Genomic DNA, 26,238 nt, shown 5'->3' on the forward strand with positions numbered 1-26,238 from the left:
TGTTTTAAATCAGAATATTAAAAAATCCACACTTCCGGCTCCAGATTCACGCCAAACTGTTTCAAAACTTCCTCCCGGACTTCATTCATAAAATTCACAATATCCTGCCCATTATCGGTACCGTAATTAACTATTACAAGTGGATGATGTTCATATGTGCCCACCATCCCTTGTCGTTTGCCTTTGTAACCGGCCTTATCGATCAGAAAAGCCGCCGATGTCTTAAACTCTGTATCTCCTGCTTTATAAACAGGGGCATCAGCCAGTTTGTGTTGCAGGTGCTCTTTTTCTTCCTTGGTAAGGATTGGGTTTTTGAAGAAGCTGCCTGCGTTGGGGAGAACATTGTGATCCGGTAGTTTTCGTGTTCTGATACGGATTATTGCTTCACGTACCTGCAAGAGTGTTGGAGTGGCCACATTTTCAAGTTCGCGCCCCAGGTCAATATATTTCTCTTTATATGAAAACGATTTACTCAGCCTGAAAATTACAGAAGTTATTGCGAAGCGATGCTCCCGCTTAAATATGCTGTCGCGGTAAGCAAATTCACACTCTTCGTTTGTGAAAACTCTATACTCACCGGAACATAGGTCAACAGCCTTCACCTGAATGATTGTTTCACCTATTTCAGTTCCGTAGGCTCCGATATTCTGCACAGGCCCTGCACCTACTGTGCCAGGGATCATCGAGAGGTTTTCCAGGCCCGCATATCCGGCTGTGACACAATATTCCACGAATTTGTCCCATTCTATGGCGGCGCCGGCCTCAATTTCAATATTATCATCCGATTCCGACAGCATACGAATATACTGCATGCCCGGCCTAATGATGAGGCCATCGAAATCCTTCGTGAAAAACATATTAAAGCCTGCTCCCATAACCAGCTTCTGTTGGTCTCGACAGCTTTTTATTATCTCAGACAGCTCCTCTGTTGTTTGAGGTTCGCAATACAATTTAGCAACTGCTTTCGTACGGAATGAGTTGTATGGTTGAAGTTGTACGTTATGTTGAATAAGCATTTTCAAATATTAATTTTCTTCCCGGGGTTTATCGTTTGAATTTACTTTCCGGGTATTATATAATTCATAGGTCTTTAACTGCAATTAATTTTTGCAAGCCGCAACTTAAATGCCATGTGCCTGATCATATTTTATCCTCTGTAAATAAGGAAAACAGCCGGCTTTTTATGCATATCAGGCAGCTTTCCCTTCCATGCTTTCACATTTCTTGTAACTATAAACTCATCTTCACACGAAATATTTATTGCGATGCAGAGTCTGGTCTTTGGTTTGCAATGCTGCAGAATATCCTCAGCCATTTTTTGATTCCGGTATGGTGTCTCTATAAAAAGTTGTGTCTGATCTTCCGAGTAAGCTCTTGCCTCTAATTGTTTCAGCTGTTTTATACGTTCTGATGCATCGATAGGCAAGTAGCCGTGAAATGCAAAACTCTGTCCGTTGAATCCTGACGCCATTATCGCCATAAGAATAGATGAGGGGCCTACTAAGGGAATCACCCGGTATCCTTCCTGCTGGGCAATAGCCACAACATCGGCACCCGGATCTGCCACGGCGGGACATCCTGCTTCGGAAATTACACCTATGCTCTCTCCCGATTTCATTGGCGACAGATATCCTGACAGCAGCCTTTTGTCGGTATGCTTGTTGAGTTCATAAAAGGCCAGAGAATCCACATCGATACCGGGATCGCATTTTTTCAAAAAACGCCTTGCAGAGCGAACATTCTCCACTATAAAGTATTTCAGTTGCGATACCACATAAATGTTATACTCGGGTATCACCTTTTCAACAGCGGTGTCGCCAAGTAAAACAGGAATTAAATAAAGGGCTGGATTTCTCATCTCAATTTCGAAGCTTTTGAATACAAAAATAGTCAAAATAGGGCAAAGCAAGCCTTTTTTTCAGAGATATCGGAAATGATCACCTGAATGTTAAGCTCAAGTGGGTTAAATTGGTTACTTTTGTTGTTTTATAACACTTACTTTTATGACAGCAAATTCTGCAAAACACCCCAAAGGACTTTATTTTGTATTCTCCATCTCCATTGCCGAACGTTTCGGATACTACGGCATGCGCGCACTTTTTGTTCTCTACATGATTAAAGCCCTCATGATAGATAAGGAACTCTCTTCTCTTATATACGGGAATTATACCGGGCTAGTATATCTTACTCCGCTGATAGGTGGGTATGTTGCTGATAAGTACTGGGGGATGAGGCGATCGGTTTTACTGGGTACGGTGCTGATGGTTATCGGTCAGCTATTTATGTTTTTCAGTGCGCTTTATTTTCAACATCCGGAAGCTGCAAAATTGCTGATGTATACAGGCCTTGGTGCGTTGATATTTGGCAACGGCTTTTTCAAACCAAATGTTTCAACATTTGTAGGGCAGCTATATGAGCCCGGTGACAGGCGCCTCGATTCAGCCTATACCATTTTTTACATGGGAGTTAATCTGGGTGCGTTTGCAGCTCCTCTCATTTGTGGATTTTTGGGTGACACGGGTAATCCAGCCGATTTTAAATGGGGCTTTCTTGTTGCAGCCCTTGTCTCTGTCATATGTCTAATCCTGTTTGTTGCCCGAAAAGATAAATATTTGGTTGATCCCCATGGAAATTCCATAGGTGTTGAACCTGCTGCAATGAAGAAATCGGAAAAAACAGGTGCAGCTACTATTGTAAAATACACCTTCAAAGAGATCGCATTATGGTTTTTGGGTACGATTGCTCTGTTTGCAGGTTTTATGTATCTGTTCAATAATGATTTTATAGGTGCTTTGATATACACTGCCACTATAATTGTGCCGGCTTTTGTTATCTCTGACAAGTCGCTGACCAAGATTGAGCGTCACCGTATCTGGGTAATATATATCATCGCTTTTTTCGTGATTTTCTTCTGGTCTGCATTTGAGCAGGCAGGGATCTCATTAACCTATTTCGCTGCTGAACAGACTAATCGTGAAATTCTTGGATGGACAATGCCCACAAGTTGGTTTCAATCGTTTAATGCTGTCTTCGTTATTCTGCTGGCGCCTATCTTCGCACGCTTGTGGCTCTCACTTGGAGCAAAAAACATAGAGCCGTCCTCGCCGGTGAAACAGGCTGTGGGACTGTTGCTTCTCTCTCTGGGATATCTCCTTATTGCCTTTGGCGTGCAGGGTGTGGAGCCGGGTGTGAAGGTGAGTATTCTTTGGCTTACCGGGTTATATTTCATTCACACAATGGGAGAGCTCTGCCTCTCTCCCATTGGTCTTTCCATGGTAAACAAGCTGTCCCCAGTACGTTTTGCATCACTTTTGATGGGGGTCTGGTATCTCTCAATGGCGACAGCCAATAAGCTGGCAGGCGCATTAAGTTCACTTTATCCCGAGGAGGGAAAGGTGAAATCGCTTCTCGGGATTGAGATTTCCACCCTCTTCGATTTTTTTATGGTGTTTGTAGTGATGGCCGCAGTTGCTTCTTTTATCCTGCTCCTTTTGTCCAGGCAATTAAATAAACTGATGCATGGCGTACGGTAGTTTAAATATGCTCATTTGCCTGCGGTAGACGCAATAATGCCTCTGAAATAGCCGATTGATTCTGCAATACCCAGAAAAGGATCTTTCATATTACGTTCATGCTCAAGGCTGCATACTCCTGTGTATCCCATTTTGCGTAGCATCTTCACAAAAGCCGGGAAGTCGATGATGCCTCGTCCTACCTCAACTGAATAACCGGCTTTGGAAGCTCCTGTAACATCTTTGATATGGATATCGAACACACGTGAGTGGTATTTCTTCAGGTCTTTTACAGGATCTTTTCCATTTCGTGTGTCATGCCCCACATCCAAGCACATGCCGATACGCTGATCCAGATTCTTTACATTTTCCCAAACATCATCGGCATCAGGATACAAAGGCATGTCCGGGCCATGCAGATGAATAGCATAGCGCATATCATACTCTTTCACTTTCTTGTCGACATAAGGCAGCAGCTCATAGTTGGGAACACCAACAATCAATTTCACGCCTACACGTTTTGCATACTCGAATGCATCATCGATCTCTTTTTCTGACCTCATGTAGATAGGGCCTACGGCATAACCTGTTATTCCTTTGGAGGCAAGCTTGTTGTGAAAAGCGGCAATCTCGGGGCCCGTACTTTTGAAAGGAAGGTGGAAGTCTTTTATACATAGATATTTAACATCGCACTTTTCCATTATCTCCAGTGTCTTGTCAAGATCAAAGTTTGCAAATGTATAGCCTGCCATGCCAATATTGAACTTTTCGAATGTTTCCGGTGCCGGTTGAGGGTCAGGCCGTTCTTGTGCTGAAATCACGAGTGATACCATTAATCCCGTTATTAAAAAAGTTTTTCTCATGTTTTTTACATTTTTATTGTGTACGTACACAAAGATAGTTGAAATTTTATAAATATTTGCAGCTGCACCTGTTTTTTTAATCTGCATTTATTTATTCTCTTTTTTCCCAGCAAATAACATCTCATATTTATCTTTATGAATATGAACGGGATTATTACTTCAAAAAACCTTTTATCTTTGTAGCTTAAACGTGTTTGTGATGAAATTACCCAACGATTTTACCAAATCTGTCAGGCCTTTATTGGAAGATGAAACGGAATCATTCCTTACAGCGCTAACTGGCGATGCGCCGATAAGCATCCGCCTGAACCCGGTTAAAACGGAACGCAATCCTATGGCATTTGCAGAGCCGGTGCAACGTGTTCCATGGTCCCGATGGGGATTTTATCTGGAAGAACGTCCGGCTTTCACATTCGATCCTCTATTCCACAGCGGGTATTACTATGTGCAGGAAGCCTCTTCAATGTTTATAGAGCATATTGTGCGGCAATTATTTACACATCCGGTAACCTGCCTCGATTTGTGTGCTGCTCCCGGGGGGAAATCGCTCTCCATTCTTTCCTCACTTTCCGAAGGAAGCCTGCTGGTTAGCAATGAAGTGGTCCGTCAGCGTGCCAATGTATTATCCGAGACAATTGCAAAATCAGGATATTCCAACGTAATGGTCACAAATAACGCTCCAAACGAATTTAACAGTTTCCCTCAACTTTTCGATTTTATACTTGTTGATGCACCCTGCTCCGGTGAAGGGATGTTTCGTAAAGATAAGGAGGCGATAAGTGAGTGGTCCGTAAACAGTGTGCGACTATGTGCAGCACGGCAAAAAGATATTTTGAACGATGTGTGGCCGGCTCTCAAACCCGGAGGAGTGCTTGTTTACAGCACCTGTACATATAATGTTGCAGAGAATGAAGAAAATGTTCTCAAAACAGCAGGGAAGTGGAATGCCGAATTTGTGCAGGTTGATATTGATCAAGGGTGGGGAATCTCCTCCTCGTTCGACAATCGGGTGCCCGGCTATCGTTTTTTTCCGCATAAAACAAGAGGCGAGGGGTTATTTGTAACCATTTTAAAAAAATCTGAGGAACAGGGATTTAAAAAGGTGCTTGCAACTGTAAAGAATAAAAAGAAAACATCACTGTTATTGAAGGAACGATCTTATTACTCGAATTTTTTGGTAACCCCCGACTCTTTCTGTTTTTTAGAGTCAGGTCATTCTGTACATGCTCTGCCTGCAGAACAGCTGGAATTGTTAATTTCTTTAAACGAACGTTTAAATGTTGTCTCCATGGGAATAGAAATAGGTGAATACAAAGGTAAGGATTTCATTCCTTCGCATATTCTTGCCATGAACAGAAAACTCAACGCCAGAGTATTCCCTCGTTACAGTGTGAATTATGAAAAGGCTATCGCATATCTCCGGAGAGAAAGCATTGTTTGTCCCGATGCACCAAAAGGTTTTTTGCTGCTTACATATAATGATGAACCTATTGGCTTTGTAAAGAACCTCGGAAGCCGGGCTAATAATCTGTATCCTCACGAGTGGCGTATCCGCAGCGGCCATTTCCCTGATAATTCACCTGAGATCTTTCATCCGAATACTTATATTAAAACGGTTCATCCCTAATTATAAGACTAAAGCCCTATGTTCCATATTCAATTCCGGCAACCACTCATATACCTGTTTGTAACACTGGCAATCGCCGGTGCATTACTGTCGCTGCTGTTATCAAACAGGCTGGTCAATGAGCTGGCCAATGAAGAGCGGCGCAAAATGGAGATATGGGCGCTTGCTACCGAGTCGATGGCTTCAAATGATGAAGTTGATATGTCTTTGGTTTTGACAATTCTGGAGAGTAACAACACTATTCCTGTTATTCTTTATGATAAAGGAACGGGTAGGCTAATACCTCGCAATATAAAGCTTCCGGAAGAGGATATGGAGGTATTTCTGCAAAATAAAACTGAAGAGTTTGGCCGGAGGCATAATCCTATTGTGTTGGACGAAATGAACCAGTTGCTTTATTACGATGACTCGCATACTCTTAAACAGCTGCAGATCTATCCCTATGTGGAACTGTTGGTGATAGCCCTCTTTATTGGTTTGGCTTTTTTTGCACTGAACCGTACGCAAAGGGCAGAACAGAACAAGGTGTGGGCTGGCTTATCTAAAGAGACAGCGCATCAGTTGGGGACACCGGTATCATCGCTTATGGGCTGGGTGGAATATCTAAGGATGAAGGGAGTGGATTCCTGCCTGCTGTCTGAGATTGATAAAGATATTACACGTCTCCAGGTGATTGCAGAGCGCTTCTCGAAAATCGGTTCAACACCAGATCTCACAAATGCCGACTTGCGTGAGGTTATTACCGGCTCGTTGTCATATCTTGAGAAGCGCGTTTCAGGAGAAGTGATATTTCGTACGCTTTTACCAGAACAACCGGTAATTACATTGCTGAATGAATCGCTGTTCGGCTGGGTGATCGAGAATATGGCCAAAAACGGGGTGGATGCCATGCAGGGGAAGGGAACCATGATGTTTGCAATCACCGAGAAGGGAAACAGGGTTATACTGGATGTTTCCGACACGGGCAGGGGTATCCATAAATCGAAATTCAAAACAATATTTACACCCGGGTACACCACCAAAGAGAGAGGGTGGGGATTGGGGCTCTCACTTGTGAAAAGAATAGTTGAAGTGAGCCATGGCGGGAAAATCTTTGTAAAGAGATCTGAACTGGGCAAAGGCACCACTTTTCGCATTGAATTAAGTAAAAACCTTAAAACTTGATCAATAATTTTTTATCCTGAAATAAGCTAGTTAGGCGAATACTATTATTTGAGTGCAAACATTTTTTTCCATACAAAACCAAAAGAAAATCTGTTAAGCGAATATCTTTCTTAGAGTGTAACTGTTACTTCTGATGCCCCGGCATAATTTTTCAATAAATCCACCGAATAATCAACTGCCTCCTGCAGCCCCTCTTTACCTGAATATCCGTTGATTAGCATTAACAGGCGTGTAGTACCGGCTGTGATCTTTGTGCGCTCTTCATCACTTGTTGGGGTACCGATTCCACTAAGCTTATCACGGTAAACGGGTAATCCTTCAATATTCATTAGCCCTCTGCCAATAGCATTGAACTTCTCGCCTGCTTCACCTACACCCAGAACCAGGCCTCCCTGAATCTTATCATCATCGAAACCGCCAATTGAATAGCCGGTTTTAAGTGAAACCAGGTTGACCAGATCTACCAGTGTGCCGATCTGATAAAGTTTCTGGTCTTTCAGAATCCTTCGGCATAAAGCCTCAGCTGAAGGCCGGTAACGGTTTGGGTCTTTCCCCAGCTTTTTGTACACTTGCCGCGTGGCGAGTATTGCCGGCCTTTTTTTGATATCTTCAATATTGTGCTTTGAGGCAAACCGACTTGAAAAATACTGGATCTCCTGCCATAAACTGGCATTAAACGGGCTATTAATTACTTCACAAGTAATCGCTGCCATGCTAAATTCAGGACATACCTCTAAAATTTCTTCGCTTATTGTAATATTCCTCACCTCCATTATTAACCTTTATCAATTTCTATAAATCTCATCTAATCTCCATTAATCCGCTTCAAACTTTACACAAAGATAAAAAATATAACACAAAAAGTTCGACAGGTGATGTTTCGCTGCCCTCTCTCGAATCTGGCCTAATGCTGCCCTTGCCCGAATCTGGCCTAATAAAGTGCAGAAAACACTTAGCGTGCTTCCATGCAACGCAAAACATCATCACACCTTATATTTAGCTATATTCACACATTATGAATGTATGAGAAAGTCTGGAAGCAAATTTAAATATCCAACCTTAGTAAAAATCAGTAGTATTAATTATTTATATATTCTAAAAAATAAGAACCGATTAATTTGTGTAAGTCTGTAGCAATAACTATATTTGCGTGAATTTTTGTTTTCATATGGCTGAGAAACATGATAAACTGCTTATCGATCTGGAGGTGCGAATAAAACAGGTGATGTTTTTATGTGACTCATTGAAAGACGAAAACGCTCGATTAAAGACAGAGATACAGTCGAAGTATAATCAGTTGAGCGCTACGGTTGAAGAACTTGAGCAGTTGAAAACAAAATATGACAGTTTAAAAATAGCCCGGACCATTACTGCTTCATCGGTAGATGTGGATATCGCGAAGGCCAGGCTGTCGAAATTGGTGCGAGAAGTTGATAAGTGCATAAATTTGTTGAAATAACCTTTAAGAAATTTATGTGATGGGCGACGAGAAATTATTATTAACATTAGAGATTGCCGGCAGGAGGTATCCGCTGAAAATTGAGCTATCGGAAGAACAGGCATTCCGTGAAGCCGCTAAAAAGATAAACAGTAAAATAAACCAATACCGTGTTGCTTACGGTGGGGGCAACTCTAACCTTACAACACAGGATTTTATGGCTATGACGGCCATTCAGGCATTGGCAGAGAATTTTTCACTCGGTGATAAGAATAATACGAAACCCTTTGAAGATAAAATAGATTCGTTAATTAACGAGTTGGATAATTATCTGAGAAAATAATTCATACCTCTTATATAAAGGGGTATGTATAAACGCACCTTTTAGGCACATTAGTTGTGATAGGCTTAATTGTGTGCTTTTTTTATTTATTTAAGAGATAGGACAAAGAACTTCTTTCCGGAGTATTAATTATGAATCCGGCAAGAGAATATAAATAAATTAATAATACGAAATATGGGAATAGTTATAGGAATTATCGGATTGGTAATAGGGGCGGCTGTTGCCTGGTTTATCACCGGTAAGATGGCCAATTCGCGTGCTCAGAACATTTTGAGCGACGCAGAAAAGGATGCTGAGGTAATAAAGAAGAAATTATTGCTTGAAGCCAAAGAGGAGATCCTCGCAATGAAAACGGAAGCAGAGAAGCAGGCAAATGCACGTACGTCTAAAATTCAAATTACTGAAAACAGGCTGAAACAACGTGAAATGACGATAAACCAGAAGCAGGATGAACTGAACAAGAAATTTATTGAGCTTGATGAATCTAAAATGAATCTGGTTAATCAGCAGGAATTTCTTGATAAGAAAAGTTCAGAGCTGGATCGTTTGCACAGACAATCGGTTGAGAAGCTGGAAACCATTTCAGGGCTTTCGGCAGAGGAGGCCAAGGAGCGCTTGGTAGAGTCCTTGAAAGAAGAAGCCAAGACCGATGCGCAGTCATATGTAAACGACATTATGGAAGAGGCCAAAATGACTGCAAACAAAGAGGCTAAACGTATTGTAATACAGACTATTCAGCGAGTGGCAACAGAGACGTCAATTGAGAATGCCATTACAGTGTTCCATATAGACTCCGATGAGGTAAAAGGGCGGATCATAGGCCGTGAAGGAAGAAATATTCGCGCCTTGGAAGCAGCTACAGGAGTTGAGATTGTGGTTGATGATACCCCCGAAGCAATTGTTTTGTCGGGCTTCGATCCGGTACGACGTGAAATTGCACGCCTTTCACTGCATCAACTTGTAGCCGATGGGCGCATTCATCCTGCCCGCATAGAAGAGGTTGTTTCAAAAGTGAGGAAGCAAATAGAGGAGGAGATTGTGGAGACAGGTAAGCGTACCATTATAGATTTGGGAATTCATGGACTTCATCCCGAGCTGATCCGTATGGTGGGGAAAATGAAATATCGTTCATCTTACGGGCAAAATCTGTTGCAGCACTCGCGTGAGACAGCCAATCTTTGTGCGATAATGGCTTCTGAGCTTGGATTGAATCCCAAAAAAGCAAAGCGTGCCGGGTTATTGCATGATATAGGTAAGGTTCCCGATGATGAGCCCGAACTTCCACACGCTGTGCTTGGTATGAAACTTGCTGAAAAATTCAAGGAAAAACCTGATATTTGTAATGCAATAGGCTCACATCACGATGAGGTAGAGATGACTACTCTGCTGGCGCCCATTGTTCAGGTGTGTGATGCTATTTCCGGAGCACGTCCCGGAGCTCGGCGTGAGATAGTGGAGGCATATATTAAACGGTTGAACGACCTTGAAAATATGGCTCTCTCTTATCCCGGTGTTTTAAAAACATATGCCATTCAGGCGGGACGTGAACTCCGTGTTATTGTTGGAGCCGATAAGATAGATGATCAGGATACAGAAAAGCTTTCAGCCGATATCGCTCGAAAGATACAGACCGAGATGACCTATCCGGGACAGGTGAAGATTACTGTTATTCGCGAGACACGTGCAGTGAGCTACGCTAAATAGGCTATATAAAACAAACCGGCGTTTCCGACATATAAAATAAAAGGAGCATTAAATGCTCCTTTTTCTATATCATACATGATGTCTGGTGTTCACATGCCGATAGTGTTTAAACGTTGTCGGGAGTTTACATGCTACGGGTTTTTACTTTACAATTTTTTGTGCTTTCTTACTTTTTCCCACCAGTAATTCCTCATTTGTTCCGATCACCTTTTTCAACTCCATCTGAAGGCGCTTTATCTCCATCTCCTGATTATGAATGGTAGTGAGTAGCGCATTCAGTTCCTCGTTATCCACTGTGTCGGGGTACTGCGCTTTCACACGCCCGATGAAGTCGCTCAAAACGTTCATATAGTTATTGAAAGCATCATATGGTGACATGTAAGGGCTAAAGTGGCTTTCCCCGCTGCCATGATGTTTGGTGGACATATAGTAAAAGTGGTCGCTTGTCTGCAAATAAACCCAATCCTGCTTAAGCCTGCGATCTGTGCAGAGGCGTACACGTTCCCCTATCTTGTAAAGCGACTCCAATGCGCTCCGTTGAAGCTTATTGCCAGTCCATGAGCTAAGGTCACGCTCTTCATCTGCCCACGATATGGGATTTGGAACATCTATGGCTCCAATAGATTTGTTGTTGTCAATTGCTTCGCTGGGGGTGGCGAATCCAATTCCTCTTTCAAATGCAAACCTGGGCAGTGCTTTCATAAATTCAAAAATTCCTGTGTGCGATGGTTGCAAGTTGCCCAGTGTCTCGTAGTTCATAAACAGGTTAATCACCTTTTCTTCTGCTGGCGTAGAAGCAATCCAGGAGATGAATTTCTCGGCAGTCAGCGGATATTCATTCCAGCTGTAATTGGAAAATCTGTAAGCTATATCGTCACTGAAACGGCTGTTTTTGAGCAATAGTTTCAGTTTGGGTTGAGAGGCTGAATGATATACATAGTTAGGGCTCTTCCAGCCGATAATATGCTTGGCTCCCTCAGTAATCATCTTGTGATACCCCATCTTGTATACCATTTCGGCTATTTCATCGGAGTATATAAGTTCCGTGTTACGGATAACGGTAGGTTTTTGATCAAAAAGCAGTTCTATTCGTTCCGAATGATTTTTCACCTGCAGCCGGAACTCCTCCGGATCGAAGAGGCTGGCGAGCGAATGGGCATATGTCTCAGTAAGGAATTCAACGTTCCCTGTCTTGCTGAGTTCACGAAATCCGTCAATTACTTCGGGAGCATACACCTCCAGCTGCTCAAGAGCTACTCCTGAAATAGAAAAAGCAATTTTAAATTTTCCTTTATATTGGTTCACCAGATCCAGCAGCATACGGTTTGCAGGTATGAATGAACGGGCGGCTATCTGCTGCAGAATATCTTCGTTTGCGTAGTCATCAAAATAGTAGTGATCTCTGCCGATATTGAAAAAACGATATCTTTTCAATCGGAACGGTTGGTGAACCTGGAAATAAAAGCAAATTGTCTTCATCGTTTCTTATTTGATTGTTTTTGATTCTCTCATGCTGGTTCTCAGATAAGGCTGTTGTATATTTCACGAACTTTTAAGCCGGCGTCTTCCCATTTGATATTGTCCACTTCAATTTTCCCCTCTACCTTCAGATGCTCTGCCATTGCAGGGTAGGTGCAGATAGAGTATATGGCGTCGGCCATTGCGTCAACATCCCAGTAATCGGTCTTGATAACGTTATTCAGTATTTCCGAACAACCCGACTGGTAAGAAATGATGCTAGGAACGTTGCACTGCATGGCTTCGAGCGGTGAAATACCGAACGGCTCCGATACTGAAGGCATCACATATACATCACTTGATTTAAGCATTTCATATACCTGTTTGCCGCGAAGGAATCCAGTGAAATGAAATTTATGGGCAATACCCCGGTCGGCAACCAGGCGAATCATCTGATCCATCATGTCGCCGCTGCCCGCCATCACAAAACGTATATGATCGGTTTTGCGAATGACCTGAGTGGCAGCATCAACGAAAAATTCAGGCCCCTTCTGCATTGTGATTCTCCCTAAGAATGTAACCACTTTTTCCGAGACGCCAGAGATTCTCTTAATTGCCTCTATCTCCGGGCTAAGCGGTTCTACGGCGTTATGCACGGTAGTCACCTTCCAGTGTGGCTGATGGTAATTTTCAATTACCGTACGCCTGGTCAGATTGCTCACGCAAATAATGTGATCGCAGTTATCCATACCATCCTTTTCAATGCCATAGACAATTGGATTGGGTTTGCCACGACTGCGGTCGAATTCGGTTGCATGTACGTGAATTACCAATGGTTTACCGGTAATGCTTTTAGAATGAAGTCCAGCGGGGTAGGTAAGCCAGTCGTGCGCATGAATAACATCGAAATCATATGAACGGGCTATGACACCTGCCACAATAGAGTAATTGTTGGTCTCTTCCAGAATATTGTTGGGATACCTGCCCGAGAACTCAATGCATCCTAAGTCGTTTGTGTTCAAATAGCTGAAATCGGCATAGATGTGATCCCTCATCCTGTAATATTCGGCAGGATCCATAAATTTCTCCAGTTTTGCCTGTGCCGTTTCCCACGATACATCACGCCATACGATGGGAGTATTGTTGGCACCTATTATCTTAATAAAGCTTTGATCTTCATCGCCCCATGGTTTGGGAATAACGAAAATGGTTTCCAGATCCTCCTGCCTGGCCATCCCTTTTGTGAGCCCGTAACTTGCAGTACCAAGTCCCCCCAGTATATGTGGCGGGAATTCCCAGCCAAACATTAATGCTTTCATTTCTCCAATATTTGTTATTTCCTGTTCCGGTTTATCCGTTAATAACTACACACCTTCTTTTTCTTTGTTGCAATAGACACTCATTATTGGTATGAATTCATAATTCGCTGTGCTCTGAGAAGCTCCGCAACACTCATCGCGAAAGAGTATCCACCATGGGCAATGAAAGGAGGGTTGGAATCGTAGAATTCAGATATGGAACCTATACAATCATTTTGCATCTCGTTTTCCATACCCACCATAATCCTGTCTGCAAGAAACAACCCGCTTTGCCGGAAGGTTTTCAAATATGCTTCAATATACGGGCCCAGCAGCCAGGGGAAAGCCATTCCGTTGAAATATGCTAATTTTTTCTCGTTCTCCGAACCTGTGTAATGAGGGCGGAACTTATCGCTTTTGGGTGTCAGTGAGCGTATTCCACATGTGGTCAACAACTCTTTGGTGACAAAATCTACTACCGATTTTTTTTGACTCCTTATCAGGGGGGAATATGGTAATGATACGGCAAAGATCATGTTGGGACGAACATCCGGATCTTTATAGGTGCCGTCAACAAAATCATAGAGGTAACCTGCCTTGTTGAAAAATATCCCAGTAAAGGAGTTGCCCGACAATCGGGCTGTTTCTTCCAAAGAGGCTGCAAGTTTATCTTTGCCAGTTTCGAGTGCCACCTCTTCTCCAAACTTAAGTGTGTTGTACCAAAGTGCATTAAATTCAACAAGATACCCCGATCTGGGTACGGCAGGATGCCCGTCAATTAAAGCATTCATCCAGCTTACGGCAACTTTTCGGCCATTTGTTGAGATTAGTCCCTCGTCGTTATGAAAAAACAGGTTTGGGTGTTTCCCGGAGATTATATAATCAATTATCTCAAACAGAAAATCACTGTATTTAGAAATAAACACCTCTTTATTTTCCAGCCAGAATTGCTGCAATGCCCAGGTTGCCCAAAGCAGCACATCAGGGTCCTCTATCTGTTTGAGAAAGCTTTTCGAAGGCTTATCCTCCATAAAATCTCTCAGATGAGGGATGGCAGAATCCATTATCTTTTCAAAATCCTTTGGCTTTTCTGTAGCAAGTGTGCAGCCAGGGAGTGCAATGAATTGGTCGCGTGCCCGCACTTTGAACCACGGATATCCGGCTAAAAGAAAGTATTCGTCGCTGTCGGGGATGTAATAAAATTGATGACTTGAGTTTTTAAGGCAGTTGAAAAAATTGGAACGCGGCGTACGTTTATAAATCTCGAAATCGAACTCTTTTATCAGGCTGGATGTGTCAACAAGAATATCTCCCGCAGAGAAGATTATAATTTCACCTTTCGAAATTGACATCTCGAAGTACCCCGGTACGTACAGGTCTTCCTGAAAGGTATCGCCGCTTTGCAGGTCTTGCAAATATTCAATGTCACGGTACCAGTCGGGATGATAAATAAATTCAGGTTTTTTGTTAAACTGCATAAACAGTTCGGGGTATCCGGGATACATGCAAGTGCTGATGCCGTTTTCCACCTCGCGATACGACTTGTCCACACGGTCGTTTTCTCTCGTTAGCTGCGATGCGCGCCTGAATCCCAGGAACGGCCTGAAACGGATATTAGTCGGAGAGTGTGCATCAAGCAGTGTATATCTTATCATCAGCCGGTTCTCTTTTGATGAGAACATGATCTCTTTTGAAAGGACCACACCACCTACACGGTAAATGGTTTTCGGGACACTGTCGCTGTTGAACTCACGGATATATTTATGCCCTTTAGGACTGTAGTTGTCACCTGCATAACGATGAATTCCAAGGTTAAACTCGGCTCCGTGCTGAATTACGGTCTCATCGAAAGACGACAAGATTAGGTGGTTTTCATCGTCCAGATATGGTACTGGCATCACAAGCAAGCCCTGGTACTTGGTTGTGTTACACCCTGATATCGATGTATTGTGATAAGCTCCTTTTCTGTTTGTCCTTAATACGTTTCGGTATAAAGAGTACTCCAGGTTAATTATCAGGTCTTTGTCGAATTTCAGATAACTCATCGCCATGTTAAAAAGTAATGTATGTAAATGTTTTTCCCGTTAATTCCTGCGAAAGATAATGAAATTGGAATTATTACCCAAACAAAAAAAGAATAATTTCATCACATTTCACCGTTTTAAATAAGGTTCGACTCAGCAGCAGTGGCTGACTTATATGTGATATCACTGCAATGCAGTTATTTGGACTGATAACAACTGAATATGCTTTAAAAGGATTTGTTTGTATATTTGCGGCAAGAGAGTAATATAAACAACCTCATTGGCGGGTATCGAATGCAAATGAATATGAATAATCCCGACCGGTATTCTTTTGAAAGAAAGCGGATGCGTATCGCTTTTATACCTGCAGTTGTAGTAACTGCTATGTTGTGGCTGGCTTTTCTTATTGAACATACCGGAGCTTTGGGAGATAACATTTACAGATTTGCGATGTTGCCCAGGGAGATTAGCGGACTGAAAGGAATATTGTTTATGCCTCTCCTGCATTCATCTTTTTCTCATCTGCTCTCAAACACCCTTCCTCTTCTTATATTGATATGGTTTCTGTTCTATTTTTACAGTAATATTGCATTCGCAGCATTCGCCGTTCTATGGGTCTTAAGCGGGTCAATAACATGGGTAATCGGGCGGGAGTCATATCATGCGGGGGCTAGCGGATTGATATTCGGACTCCTTTTTTTTCTCTTTTTCAGCGGTATATTCAGAAAATATATTCCTCTTGTATCGGTCTCTCTTATTGTCGCTTTTATTTATGGTGGCATGGTATGGAGCATTTTCCCAATCACGGAAATTTTGGATGCCTCCATCTCGTGGGAAGGCCATCTTTCGGGTGCCATTAGCGGCCTCATTCTTTCAATAGTACTTCGCGGTGAGGGGCCGCAGAAGCCTGAGGTAATTTGGGAAGAAGATGATGAAGAGCCGCCTGGCGAAGATGGTTTGTCAAATTATCCTGGCGAAACGCAATGAATTCTATTCATTTTATATATTTTTGTAACCACAAATATTTATTTTAAACAGAATCTACACAAAAAAATTACCTCAAATGCCAAATAAGATCAGAGCTGCAGTCGTCGGTTATGGAAACATAGGGAAATATGTAGTGGAAGCACTTGAGTGCGCTCCAGATTTTGAAATAGCAGGCATCGTGCGTCGCGATGCCACTAATATACCTTCGGAACTGAGAGATTATAACGTTGTCTCTTCTATTGCGGAGCTGACTGATGTTAATGTTGCCATACTCTGTACCCCTACCCGGAGTGTGGTGAAATTCGCCAAAACATGTCTTGCGTTGGGAATTAATACAGTGGATAGTTTTGATATACATAGTGAGATATTGCATCTTCGTGATTCATTGCAGGAAACGGCAAAGAGCAACAACGCTGTTGCAGTTGTTTCGGCAGGATGGGACCCGGGGAGCGACTCCGTTGTGCGCACACTACTTGAAGCTCTTGCGCCAAGAGGTATCACATACACTAACTTTGGCCCGGGAATGAGCATGGGGCATACCGTAGCCGTGAAGGCTATTGATGGTGTAAAAGCTGCAATCTCTATGACGATACCTGCGGGGACAGGTGTACATCGCAGAATGGTATATATTGAACTGCAGGAAGGGTACGATTTCAAAACAGTTGCTCAGAAAATAAAAACAGACGATTATTTTGCTCATGATGAGACCCATGTTTTTCAGGTACAGGATGTGGAAGCACTTAAGGATATGGGCCATGGCGTATTGATGGAACGTAAAGGTGTTTCCGGAAATACACAAAACCAGCTTTTTAAGTTCGACATGCGCATTAACAATCCCGCCCTCACAGCTCAGGTACTTGTGGGGGCGGCGCGCGCCTCGCTGAGGAAACAGCCGGGAGCATATACTATGATAGAGATTCCTGTGGTTGATTTTTTACCTGGAGAAAAAGAGGCATGGATCAGTAAACTGGTTTAGAAAATAGCTTCCCCTGATTTATAGCTTCTAAAACAGTCTTTGTTCTCCCGGTAAACCGGAGAATCTGCTTTTTTTATTATCTTTGTCACAAATTCAATTCTGATGGACACATTACTCTCTGTAACCTGGAATGCAGATCCCACACTTTTCACCTTTTTAGGACGAGAAATAAGGTGGTACGGCCTTTTGTGGGTAATCGGCCTTATTGTAGCCGTTTATATCGTACAAAGAATATTCAAGCGAGAAGACCTTCCCGAAAAGTGGTTCGACTCGCTGTTTGTTTACATGATAGTTGGTATAATCGTTGGAGCACGACTCGGTCACTGTCTTTTCTACGAACCGAAATACTATCTTGCCAACCCCGTTGAGATGTTAAAGGTTTGGGAAGGGGGCCTGGCAAGCCACGGCGGAGTAATAGGCATTATCATTGCCGTGTGGCTCTACTCACGGAAAGTAACAAAGCTCAGTATGTTGTGGACATTCGACAGGGTGATGGTCCCCACTGGGTTTACCGCTGCGATGATTCGCATTGGAAACCTGATGAATCACGAGATTTATGGCGGACCTACCGATCAACCTTGGGGCTTTCGCTTCATTACCAACATCTATTATTGGATGCGGGGAGCTGAACCCGTTTATTCCGATCCTTCGCATCCCACACAGATTTACGAAGCATTGGCTTATCTTGTTGTATTCGGCATTACCATGTATTTATATTGGAATACAAGTGCCAAAGACAGGAAAGGGCTCATCACGGGTGTTGGGATCCTGTTCATTTTTCTTTTCCGCTTTTTTGTGGAATTTCTCAAGAATGTACAGGTCGATTCCGAAAATGCCATGCGTGAAAGTACAGGCCTGATCCTTGGACAATGGTTGAGTATCCCCTTTATCATATGGGGCATATGGCTTATTTTTAGAGCCGTGAGGCGCCCGGCACAAGCGGCGGTTACTCCCAGACAGTCGGATATGGATAAACACAAACAGAAATACAAACCAAGAAAGAAATAAAAAAAGTAGAAAACATAAATAATAGATCCAACCCAAAAAATCAAATTAAGAACAAACATTTATGTACAAACCGCTCGAAATAACGGAAGATATTTTTTATGTAGGTGTAAACGACCGTACCAAGCATCTTTTTGAAAACCTGTGGCCACTGCCTCACGGCGTGTCTTACAACTCTTATATTATTAACGATGATAAAACTGCTCTGATCGATACCGTAGATATCTGCTACTCCGATCAGTTCTTTCGTAAGATAGTATCGGTATTGGGAGATAAACCTGTCGACTATCTTATTGTAAACCATATGGAGCCCGACCATTCAGGATCTATTGTATGGCTTTTAACAAAATATCCCGGCATGAAGATCGTGGGAAACAAACGAACAGTAGAGATGCTCAAAGGATATTATGGAATCACCGCCAATGTTGTTACTGTGCAGGATCAGGAGAAGCTTAGCCTGGGAAAGAACACCCTGCAGTTTCATCTTACACCCATGGTACACTGGCCTGAGACAATGATGACCTATGTGCCGGAAAGGAAAACATTATTCAGCGCCGATGCCTTTGGTACATTTGGTACTCTCGATGGTGGCGTGATCGATGCACAGCTTTGTCCGGAAAGATACTGGGATGAAATGATCCGTTACTATTCCAATATAGTGGGTAAATTTGGTTCTCCTGTACAGACTGCTCTGAAAAAACTAAATGGAATAGGTCTTGATATTATCTGTTCCACACACGGTCCCGTATGGACCAAAAAAGAGAACATCTCGAAGGTTGTTGGCATCTATGATAAACTGAGCAGGTATGAAGCCGATAACGGGCTTGTGATTGCTTACGGCAGCATGTACGGAAACACCGCAGAGCTTGCCGAGATTATCGCGGAAGAGGCGGCTGTGAACGGCGTAAGAAATATTGTTATGCACAATGTGTCGAAAAGCCACCTGTCCGATATTATACGCGATGCGTTTAAATACAGGGGACTTATTATCGGATCGCCCACCTATAACAATAAACTCTATACAGGCGTGGAGAGCCTTCTCTCAGCACTGCAGAACAGGTTTCTGAAAAACCGTTTCTTCGGTTGCTTTGGCAGCTTCACATGGGCTGATGCATCTGCTAAACAGTTTTCTTTATTTGCTGAACAGATGGAATTTGAAATTGTCGCTGATCCTGTGGTTATGAAGCAGGCGATGCTGGCAGAGGTGGAGGAAAAAGCCCGTGGCCTGGGACGTGCCATGGCCCTGAAACTGATGTCCGGAGCAGATGTAACACCAAATATATCTACTGTTTGTCACTAAAATTTAATATGAAAATATGAGACTTATTATTCAACCCGATGCCGGTCAAATGGCTCAATGGACAGCAAACTACATTGCTGCAAAGATCAATAAGGCAAAGCCTACTGAAAAGAATCCTTTTAAACTGGGGTTGCCCACCGGTTCATCACCATTAGAAACCTACAAATCGTTGATCAAACTTTATGAGGCAGGTGTAGTGTCGTTTGAGAACGTCATTACGTTCAACATGGATGAATATATCGGCTTGGCGGCTGATCATCCGCAAAGTTACCATACGTTTATGTGGAACAATTTTTTCAGCCATATTGATATCAGAAAAGAAAATGTCCATATCCTCAATGGTATGGCAGAAGATCCGGAAGCCGAATGTGCAGCATACGAAAAGACTATTGCCGATGTTGGAGGAATTGATCTTTTTCTTGGAGGAATAGGGCCTGACGGCCACATAGCTTTTAACGAGCCGGGCTCCTCGCTCAGTTCTAGAACAAGAATAAAAACGCTTACCACCGATACGGTGATCGCCAACTCCCGCTTTTTTGATAATGATGTAAACAAGGTGCCTAAAACGGCTTTGACAGTCGGTGTGGGAACTGTATTGGATGCCAGGGAGGTGCTCATACTGGTCAATGGCCATCATAAAGCCAGGGCATTGTATCACGCTGTGGAAGGCCCTATCACCCAGATGTGGACAATAAGTGCTCTGCAGTTGCATCAGAAGGGAATTATTGTTTGCGATTATGATGCCTGCGCTGAGCTGAAAGTAGGTACCTATAAATATTTTCTTGATATAGAGCACGACAACTTGAATCCCGATTCACTGTTATAAAACAGTGATTGATAAACAGTCGTCGTGAAATATCGGAAGAGTTTCGAATTGATTAAGTATAAAAGTTAATTGTTTTAAGATTATCCAAAGCGCATAATACCGATGCGTATGATCCGTCAGGCCAACTCCTGCAAAGAAATATTTATTGCGGCCTGCCGGATTTTTTTATTTTTTTCTTGTCTGCGTACTAAACCTGTTCAATTTTGCCCAGTTTAACATAGAAGATATATCCCTTTACATTACTGTACCCCATTTCTTTTATGGTTTTAACGTATTGCCTTACCTGACGGATGTATTGCGGGCTTTCAAGTTCGCCGAATTTATAGTCGGCTACAATCACCTCGCCGTTGCCCAGCATTACCCTGTCGGGGCGCCTGAATCCGATGCGAGGATGCAGTACCTGTACCTCATTGAGCACGGTGTAACTGCCGCTGTACCAATCTGCAATATCTGGAAGTGACAAGAATTCTGTCATTTCGCGTATAGCGCTTTCCCTGTCACGTTCATTTAGCTCTCCTTCCGAGATCTTTTTTTCTACTGCAATTGGAATATCGGAAAATGTTTTTACATTGCTTATAACATCGTGCATCAGCTTGCCGTAATCGCGGCTACCATCGCCGGAGAAGAACCCTGTAGAGTTGAGGCGCATCTTTAGGCGGTTGTCGAAAGGCACAGACCGCCATTCGCCTGTAGTATATGTCATAACCGCTTTCTCTTCATCTTCTTTTATTATAACGTCAGCTTGTCCTAACACGAAAGACGATTCGTTCTCATCTTCAGTAAAGTAATCATCAAGTAATATCTCTCCTTTTTCAGAATTATGTGGAATAGATTTATCAGTTATGGTTCGCCAAAGCAGATCGGCAACATTGGATATGGTTCCTGGTTTTTTGGGGATGGGCGCAAAAACTATCAGGCGATGTTTTGCACGGGTAAATGCGACGTAGAGCAGGTTCAGATTGTCGATATATGACATACGTCTTTCTTCCAGATAGTCATCTCTGAAAATGGTCCCCGAGAGCCCTTTACTGTATTGGAGAGGTGCTACTCCAAGCTTATTGAACGGTGCCACATTGGGTTTACACCATATGATATTGGTGTGATGTTGATTGTGATCCACATCCCAGTTTACAAACGGCATTATGACTGCTCCAAATCCCAATCCCTTTGATTTATGTATTGTGATCAAGCGGATTGCATCCTGTCCCTCGGGTGAAAAAAGAGCTTTTTTGTAACCTTCTTCATCCCACCAATCGAGAAAATTATTCAAGTCTGCAGGGCTGTTGGTACAGAATTTGAGGGTAATATCTAAAAATGCCTGTATGTAAGCATTTTCTTTCATGTTGAGCGAGCCGTTATTAAGCGAGAAAAAACGTTCAACCATGTTATACAAAGGAAGAGAAGCCAGCCTGTTGATATGAATTTTCAGCTCATCGGGAAAATCTCCGGAAGCCTCTTCACTAAATTTACGTATCGCTTCGCCTGGGGTGCAGTTCATGCTGAACCGGAAATATTCATACACCGCCATCATAAGACAGCCTTTATCTTTCGTGTTTCTTAAGTAGCGCATCAGCGCGATGACCGCTTTGATACTTTGTGCGTTACCTATTATCAGCGCTTCGTTTGATATGATATCGTACCGGTATGGTGATTCAGGGTGCTGTTCCCTGTAAGTGAGCAATGTTTCAGCTACCTGTACAGCTTCATGATTCCGCCGTACCACAACGGCGATATCCTTAAGTGCGAAGCCCTGATCCTGCAACGACTCAATCTCGTGCGGCAACCGTTCCAGTGCTTCAGCTTTCCAGTCAGTTTCCTTATCATCTTTCAGGAAGGTGATCTTCGCCTGTCCTTCGCCCTCCGGTTTTTGTGGAGGAATATGTTGAAATGCATCGGCATATGCATGAGCAATCATCAAATCGCCTGATGGGCCCGGGTTATTATCCTGTTCCGTTTCCACCGACATGTTAAAATCACTCTGAAGAATTAATGGTGATTTAGAGAAAAAAGCGTTGTTGAACTGTACCAGGCAAGCATCGCTGCGCCAGTTGGTATCCAATATATGTTTCTGGATATTCTCCGGATGAAAATCATCGTCTACCTGTTCCTCTAACAGCCGCCAGTCTGAATTGCGAAACCTGTAGATGCTCTGTTTCACATCGCCCACTATAAGATTAAAATTACCCGATGCAAGGCTCTCGCCAATAAGCGGCTTAAAATTCTGCCACTGCATAACAGATGTGTCCTGAAACTCGTCTATCATATAATGGTTGATCCGCGTACCGGTTTTTTCATAGATAAATGGCGAATCAGTTCCGGCAATGATATTGTTCAGCAATTCAGTAGTGTCTGAAAGGAACAGCGTGTTAGTCTCCTGTTGATGCTTATTCAGCCGTGTTTTGATATCATTAAGTATACCAAGGGTATAGAAATTACGCAGAAGGTGTTTTGCCGTCTGGTATTCACGGTCGTTTTCAGACAGATATATTATATCTTTCACACACTCATTCAATCCGGAATCGTAGGCCGATCTTATGTCGGCCTCTTTTTCACTGTTGCTAAACCAAAGGTCGATGTTGTCTGCAAGTGCTATTAGCCGTTTTGAAGGTTTCTCCACAATTCCGTTAGCCAGCTTCACAAACAGCATGAAGCCGGAATTTCTTTTATGTTTGAAGTCATCGTATCCCAGGCCGTATTGCTCCATGACAGAGAGCGCTTTTATGCCAATCGATCTCAACTCGTTCTCGTAGCTTTTTACAATACGGACAAGCATTTGTTTGTACACTTCGAGTTGACCTTTGTCACAGATTGTCTCCATCTCTCTGTCGGAGAGCGATTTATAAGTCTCATTAAACAGTTGTCTTGCCAGCTCCAGCACCTGTTGGCCTATTTTCCAGCTTCTTCCCTCTTCAATGCGGTTTTGCATAAACCGCAACAACCAGTCGGCAAGAGCTTTGTTTTCCGGTTTATCCAGTTCCGAGAGCATCAGGTCTACAGCCTCCATAAGGAGTGACGTTTCATTCACCTCTATATTGTATCCGCCACCCAGTCCAATCTCACGCGTGAAAGCACGCATGGTCTGCTGAAAAAAATGGTCGATAGTACTGATTGAGAAAGCTGAGTAGTCGTGGAGAATTGTTTCTAAAATAACCTTTGCCTGTTTTCGAACACTAATTTCACTCATCGAAAAATCACTCATCAGCTCTTTCAGGTAGGTGGATTTTTTCCCCGATGCCAGCCGGTGCAGTTCTTCAACGATTCGTGATTTCATCTCATCAGTCGCCTTATTAGTAAAGGTAACCGCCAGAATATGCCTGTAGTTGTTTGTCCCGGAGTAGAGCAGACGGAGGTATTCACCTGTCAGGCGGTGCGTTTTCCCCGATCCTGCTGATGCTTTGATTACATGTACCGAGGGCCGGTCAGATGATACGTGACCCTGCATATCCCTCTTTTTGCAAAATTCCCAGTACCTTCTCGCGATGATCGCCCTGGATAATGATCTCTCCCTCCTTGGCTGAACCGCCTACCCCGCATTTTATCTTCAGCATCTTCCCAAGCTCCTGCAGGTCCTCTTCAGTTCCGGTGAATCCGGTTATAAGCGTTACAGCCTTTCCTTTGCGGTTACGCTTATCGAGGCTGACACGCAGCATCTGTTTTTCCTTTGGCAGTGTCTCTTCATACTCCTGTCCCTCCTTCATGTAGTGGTAATCGGGGTTGGTAGAATAGACAATGTCAAGTCTCTTTTTCCAGTCATTCATGTTGTTAAGGAATTTATCTGTTACAGCAGACTATGGCGCATACAAAATATCGCATTATAAGTCTTAGACACGAAGATATATTTTTCCCGGTTTATGAGAAAAAAAAACATCATCTTTAACTATGTTTCACCTCTATCGACTCAATCACGTTTATTATATAATCGCCCATACGCTCACATTCCGAGACTATATCCATATAGAAGACACCATTCTGATAGGAATAAATATTTTGGTTTACATTGTCCAGATTCTCACGTTTAAGATTGTTCCGTTTTTCATTTATAATTTTCTCCATCTGCTTGCTGTTTAACAGATCTGATTCAGATATTTTTTTATTCTTCAGCATTGCCTGCATATTTTCGTGAGCCTTGTCAAGCAAGTTGTACATTGAATTGATATTATCAATAATGATATCTTCAAAAACAACGTCTGCTTCCATTTTTCGTTTTAAGTGCCTGGCAATATTACAACTGGAGTCGGCTATACTTTCTATCTCAGTCACAGCGCGGAGTATTGAACGTACATGCTCCCTGCTTTGATTACTCAGCCTTCCTTCTGAAACTTTGTTCAGATACAAGCCTATCTCAACCTCCATCTGGTCACAAATATTTTCATACTTCTCCGTGCGGTTGTAAAGTTTAAGGAACTTTTTGTCATTATGACTCATATTGGTCATTTTTTTCACAAAACCAAACATCTTTCTTGCACGGTAAGCATAAACCTCTACCTCTTTTTCAGCCTGAATAATTGAAAGTTCGGCTGTAGAGGACATGCCAGTAGATATATATTTCAGTATGAACTCCTCATCTTCCTCCTCTCCGCTCTTCGGCTTTATAAGGGTGAGACAAATTTTTTCATACAATTTTACAAACCAGATCATGATTGAAACATTACAAATATTGAACATCGTGTGAAACAGCGATAATCCATATGATGTAGCAGCCTGGAAGCTGAGATATTTGTCGTGGAGTGATGCAAGTTCAGGTGAAAGTTCCGATTTAGGGAGGTTAGTTACCTGTGCGTATTGTTCCGGTGTTAGCGAGGCGATAAATGATGGCAATTCAGATGGGTGGACAGATGAAAAGTTAGCAACAATACTATCTACCATATTCACAAAAAACTTGAATATGAAAAGCATCCAGATAACCCCCAGCACATTGAACATGAAATGTGCAAAAGCAGCTCTTTTAGCGGAGATGTTTGCCGGAATGGCTGCAAGGTTGGCAGTAATAGTGGTCCCAATATTTTCCCCCATAATCATTGCTGCAGCACTTGGGAAATCTATCCATCCTTTTACCGCCATAATCAGGGTAAGTGCTACTGTAGCACTGGAAGATTGAACAACGATGGTTAGTATACTTCCAACCAGCAGGAAAAATAGAGTAGAGACGATCCCCATGTCTGTGAAATTTTGCACAAACGACAAAACTTCAGGATCGTTTTGGAGGTCGGGCATGGAATCTTTCAAAAAATCCAGTCCCATAAAAAGAAAGGCAAATCCAAAAATGAATTCGCCCAGAGATTTGTTCTTGCTCTTTGAAGAAAAAATGAGAGGAAGTGCAATACCCATTAACGGAATAGATAAAGCACTTATTGAGAACTTCCCGAAACCGAAAAATGATATCATCCATGCTGTGACTGTGGTCCCTATGTTGGCTCCCATTATCACGCCAATGGATTGAATCAGGCTCAGCAAGCCTGCATTAACAAAACTCACAACCATAACAGTTGTAGCAGATGAGGATTGGATGAGCGCTGTGATAAGCATCCCGGTAAGGACCCCCATCAGACGGTTTTTCGTCATCGCGGACAAAACATTTCTGAGCTTATTGCCTGCAAGCTTTTGCAGACCTTCGCTCATGATCTTCATCCCATACAGAAACAGGGCCAATGCCCCTACAAGCCTTAAAAAATCGAATAAACTGTAGTCCATGTTCAGAAAATAGCGTATATTA

21 protein-coding genes are annotated in these 26,238 nt (G+C 42.8%); 11 read left to right on the plus strand and 10 right to left on the minus strand.

Translation table 11 applies throughout. From position 1 onward, the window contains the following. Positions 1–17 precede the first annotated feature (17 nt). Both murB and B3B27_RS01340 read right to left on the minus strand, forming a co-directional pair. Entirely contained in the window at positions 18–1,016 is a 999-nt protein-coding gene (murB, locus tag B3B27_RS01335; RefSeq protein ID WP_238841600.1) for a UDP-N-acetylmuramate dehydrogenase, read from the minus strand. 131 nt (positions 1,017–1,147) lie between these two features. Further along, on the minus strand, positions 1,148–1,858 hold the full coding sequence (locus tag B3B27_RS01340; RefSeq protein WP_238841601.1) for an SAM-dependent methyltransferase: 711 nt from the start codon (positions 1,856–1,858) through the stop codon (positions 1,148–1,150). 145 nt (positions 1,859–2,003) lie between these two features. Here B3B27_RS01340 and B3B27_RS01345 point away from each other — a divergent pair, with 145 nt between their 5' ends. Continuing rightward, a complete protein-coding gene (locus B3B27_RS01345; protein WP_238841602.1) occupies positions 2,004–3,533 on the plus strand; it encodes a peptide MFS transporter in 1,530 nt (509 codons plus the stop codon). 11 nt (positions 3,534–3,544) lie between these two features. Here B3B27_RS01345 and B3B27_RS01350 read toward each other — a convergent pair whose 3' ends face one another. Then, entirely contained in the window at positions 3,545–4,375 is an 831-nt protein-coding gene (locus B3B27_RS01350; RefSeq protein WP_286846684.1) for a sugar phosphate isomerase/epimerase family protein, read from the minus strand. A 199-nt stretch (positions 4,376–4,574) separates the two neighbouring features. Here B3B27_RS01350 and B3B27_RS01355 point away from each other — a divergent pair, with 199 nt between their 5' ends. Together B3B27_RS01355 and B3B27_RS01360 are read left to right on the plus strand one after the other, a co-directional pair. Next, positions 4,575–6,002, plus strand: coding sequence for an RsmB/NOP family class I SAM-dependent RNA methyltransferase (locus B3B27_RS01355; RefSeq protein ID WP_238841604.1), 1,428 nt, complete (start codon positions 4,575–4,577; stop codon positions 6,000–6,002). Between the two features lie 18 nt (positions 6,003–6,020). Beyond that, the gene (locus B3B27_RS01360) at positions 6,021–7,166 is read left to right on the plus strand and encodes a sensor histidine kinase (RefSeq protein ID WP_238841605.1); all 1,146 of its coding nucleotides are present in this window, start codon (positions 6,021–6,023) and stop codon (positions 7,164–7,166) included. Between the two features lie 110 nt (positions 7,167–7,276). Here the strand turns inward: B3B27_RS01360 and B3B27_RS01365 are convergent, their stop codons facing one another. Next, positions 7,277–7,939: a B3/B4 domain-containing protein gene (locus B3B27_RS01365; protein WP_238841606.1), complete on the minus strand. Its 663-nt coding sequence runs from the start codon at positions 7,937–7,939 to the stop codon at positions 7,277–7,279. 395 nt (positions 7,940–8,334) lie between these two features. On the opposite strand from B3B27_RS01365, the gene B3B27_RS01370 reads away from it, so the two are divergent. From B3B27_RS01370 to rny, 3 genes are all read left to right on the plus strand, one after another. Beyond that, positions 8,335–8,625: a hypothetical protein gene (locus B3B27_RS01370; RefSeq protein WP_238841607.1), complete on the plus strand. Its 291-nt coding sequence runs from the start codon at positions 8,335–8,337 to the stop codon at positions 8,623–8,625. 19 nt (positions 8,626–8,644) lie between these two features. After that, positions 8,645–8,947 carry a cell division protein ZapA gene (locus tag B3B27_RS01375; protein ID WP_238841608.1) on the plus strand — a complete coding sequence of 101 codons (303 nt, stop codon included), beginning with the start codon at positions 8,645–8,647 and terminating at the stop codon, positions 8,945–8,947. Between the two features lie 174 nt (positions 8,948–9,121). Beyond that, positions 9,122–10,651, plus strand: coding sequence for a ribonuclease Y (gene rny / locus B3B27_RS01380; RefSeq protein ID WP_286833153.1), 1,530 nt, complete (start codon positions 9,122–9,124; stop codon positions 10,649–10,651). Positions 10,652–10,792: 141 nt separating this feature from the next. On the opposite strand, the gene B3B27_RS01385 is transcribed toward rny, so the two are convergent. From B3B27_RS01385 to B3B27_RS01395, 3 genes are all read right to left on the minus strand, one after another. Next, positions 10,793–12,130: a glycoside hydrolase family 57 protein gene (locus B3B27_RS01385; RefSeq protein ID WP_238841610.1), complete on the minus strand. Its 1,338-nt coding sequence runs from the start codon at positions 12,128–12,130 to the stop codon at positions 10,793–10,795. Between the two features lie 41 nt (positions 12,131–12,171). Continuing rightward, complete coding sequence (locus B3B27_RS01390; RefSeq protein ID WP_238841611.1) at positions 12,172–13,428, minus strand: glycosyltransferase family 4 protein; 1,257 nt, start codon at positions 13,426–13,428, stop codon at positions 12,172–12,174. 83 nt (positions 13,429–13,511) lie between these two features. Continuing rightward, positions 13,512–15,452, minus strand: coding sequence for a glycogen debranching enzyme N-terminal domain-containing protein (locus B3B27_RS01395; RefSeq protein WP_286846688.1), 1,941 nt, complete (start codon positions 15,450–15,452; stop codon positions 13,512–13,514). Between the two features lie 285 nt (positions 15,453–15,737). Between B3B27_RS01395 and B3B27_RS01400 the strand changes: the two genes are divergently transcribed. The 5 genes from B3B27_RS01400 to nagB all read left to right on the plus strand — a co-directional run bounded on the left by B3B27_RS01400 (position 15,738) and on the right by nagB (position 20,525). After that, positions 15,738–16,418 (plus strand): rhomboid family intramembrane serine protease, encoded by a 681-nt coding sequence (locus B3B27_RS01400; RefSeq protein ID WP_238841613.1) that lies wholly within the window; start codon positions 15,738–15,740, stop codon positions 16,416–16,418. Positions 16,419–16,494: 76 nt separating this feature from the next. Further along, positions 16,495–17,394 carry a diaminopimelate dehydrogenase gene (locus B3B27_RS01405; protein ID WP_238841614.1) on the plus strand — a complete coding sequence of 300 codons (900 nt, stop codon included), beginning with the start codon at positions 16,495–16,497 and terminating at the stop codon, positions 17,392–17,394. Between the two features lie 102 nt (positions 17,395–17,496). Further along, positions 17,497–18,402, plus strand: coding sequence for a prolipoprotein diacylglyceryl transferase (gene lgt, locus B3B27_RS01410; RefSeq protein ID WP_238841615.1), 906 nt, complete (start codon positions 17,497–17,499; stop codon positions 18,400–18,402). Positions 18,403–18,463: 61 nt separating this feature from the next. Beyond that, complete coding sequence (locus B3B27_RS01415; RefSeq protein WP_238841616.1) at positions 18,464–19,699, plus strand: FprA family A-type flavoprotein; 1,236 nt, start codon at positions 18,464–18,466, stop codon at positions 19,697–19,699. Between the two features lie 16 nt (positions 19,700–19,715). Further along, positions 19,716–20,525 (plus strand): glucosamine-6-phosphate deaminase, encoded by an 810-nt coding sequence (nagB, locus tag B3B27_RS01420; RefSeq protein ID WP_238841617.1) that lies wholly within the window; start codon positions 19,716–19,718, stop codon positions 20,523–20,525. A gap of 187 nt (positions 20,526–20,712) precedes the next feature. Here nagB and B3B27_RS01425 read toward each other — a convergent pair whose 3' ends face one another. From B3B27_RS01425 to B3B27_RS01435, 3 genes are all read right to left on the minus strand, one after another. Next, the gene (locus tag B3B27_RS01425) at positions 20,713–23,967 is read right to left on the minus strand and encodes a UvrD-helicase domain-containing protein (protein ID WP_286846084.1); all 3,255 of its coding nucleotides are present in this window, start codon (positions 23,965–23,967) and stop codon (positions 20,713–20,715) included. Continuing rightward, the gene (locus tag B3B27_RS01430) at positions 23,945–24,283 is read right to left on the minus strand and encodes a translation initiation factor (RefSeq protein ID WP_238841619.1); all 339 of its coding nucleotides are present in this window, start codon (positions 24,281–24,283) and stop codon (positions 23,945–23,947) included. Before B3B27_RS01430 ends, B3B27_RS01425 begins: the two co-directional genes overlap by 23 nt. Before the next feature lie 115 nt (positions 24,284–24,398). Continuing rightward, a complete protein-coding gene (locus B3B27_RS01435; protein WP_238841620.1) occupies positions 24,399–26,216 on the minus strand; it encodes a Na/Pi cotransporter family protein in 1,818 nt (605 codons plus the stop codon). Positions 26,217–26,238: the final 22 nt, after the last annotated feature.

It is taken from the genome of Proteiniphilum sp. UBA5463, assembly GCF_002427225.1.
Classification (GTDB): domain Bacteria; phylum Bacteroidota; class Bacteroidia; order Bacteroidales; family Dysgonomonadaceae; genus Proteiniphilum; species Proteiniphilum propionicum.

What these genes read in the sequence shown, in the direction of transcription:
- B3B27_RS01415 (WP_238841616.1), top strand. Translation starts at nt 18,464, where the DNA reads ATGTACAAACCGCTCGAAATAACGGAAGATATTTTTTATGTAGGTGTA.
- B3B27_RS01375 (WP_238841608.1), top strand. Translation starts at nt 8,645, where the DNA reads ATGGGCGACGAGAAATTATTATTAACATTAGAGATTGCCGGCAGGAGG.
- B3B27_RS01350 (WP_286846684.1), bottom strand. Translation starts at nt 4,375, where the DNA reads ATGAGAAAAACTTTTTTAATAACGGGATTAATGGTATCACTCGTGATT.
- B3B27_RS01360 (WP_238841605.1), top strand. Translation starts at nt 6,021, where the DNA reads ATGTTCCATATTCAATTCCGGCAACCACTCATATACCTGTTTGTAACA.
- B3B27_RS01395 (WP_286846688.1), bottom strand. Translation starts at nt 15,452, where the DNA reads ATGAGTTATCTGAAATTCGACAAAGACCTGATAATTAACCTGGAGTAC.
- B3B27_RS01355 (WP_238841604.1), top strand. Translation starts at nt 4,575, where the DNA reads ATGAAATTACCCAACGATTTTACCAAATCTGTCAGGCCTTTATTGGAA.
- B3B27_RS01385 (WP_238841610.1), bottom strand. Translation starts at nt 12,130, where the DNA reads ATGAAGACAATTTGCTTTTATTTCCAGGTTCACCAACCGTTCCGATTG.
- B3B27_RS01425 (WP_286846084.1), bottom strand. Translation starts at nt 23,967, where the DNA reads ATGCAGGGTCACGTATCATCTGACCGGCCCTCGGTACATGTAATCAAA.
- B3B27_RS01390 (WP_238841611.1), bottom strand. Translation starts at nt 13,428, where the DNA reads ATGAAAGCATTAATGTTTGGCTGGGAATTCCCGCCACATATACTGGGG.
- B3B27_RS01430 (WP_238841619.1), bottom strand. Translation starts at nt 24,283, where the DNA reads ATGAATGACTGGAAAAAGAGACTTGACATTGTCTATTCTACCAACCCC.
- nagB (WP_238841617.1), top strand. Translation starts at nt 19,716, where the DNA reads ATGAGACTTATTATTCAACCCGATGCCGGTCAAATGGCTCAATGGACA.
- lgt (WP_238841615.1), top strand. Translation starts at nt 17,497, where the DNA reads ATGGACACATTACTCTCTGTAACCTGGAATGCAGATCCCACACTTTTC.
- rny (WP_286833153.1), top strand. Translation starts at nt 9,122, where the DNA reads ATGGGAATAGTTATAGGAATTATCGGATTGGTAATAGGGGCGGCTGTT.
- B3B27_RS01405 (WP_238841614.1), top strand. Translation starts at nt 16,495, where the DNA reads ATGCCAAATAAGATCAGAGCTGCAGTCGTCGGTTATGGAAACATAGGG.
- B3B27_RS01365 (WP_238841606.1), bottom strand. Translation starts at nt 7,939, where the DNA reads ATGGAGGTGAGGAATATTACAATAAGCGAAGAAATTTTAGAGGTATGT.
- B3B27_RS01435 (WP_238841620.1), bottom strand. Translation starts at nt 26,216, where the DNA reads ATGGACTACAGTTTATTCGATTTTTTAAGGCTTGTAGGGGCATTGGCC.
- B3B27_RS01345 (WP_238841602.1), top strand. Translation starts at nt 2,004, where the DNA reads ATGACAGCAAATTCTGCAAAACACCCCAAAGGACTTTATTTTGTATTC.
- B3B27_RS01370 (WP_238841607.1), top strand. Translation starts at nt 8,335, where the DNA reads ATGGCTGAGAAACATGATAAACTGCTTATCGATCTGGAGGTGCGAATA.
- B3B27_RS01340 (WP_238841601.1), bottom strand. Translation starts at nt 1,858, where the DNA reads ATGAGAAATCCAGCCCTTTATTTAATTCCTGTTTTACTTGGCGACACC.
- B3B27_RS01400 (WP_238841613.1), top strand. Translation starts at nt 15,738, where the DNA reads ATGAATAATCCCGACCGGTATTCTTTTGAAAGAAAGCGGATGCGTATC.
- murB (WP_238841600.1), bottom strand. Translation starts at nt 1,016, where the DNA reads ATGCTTATTCAACATAACGTACAACTTCAACCATACAACTCATTCCGT.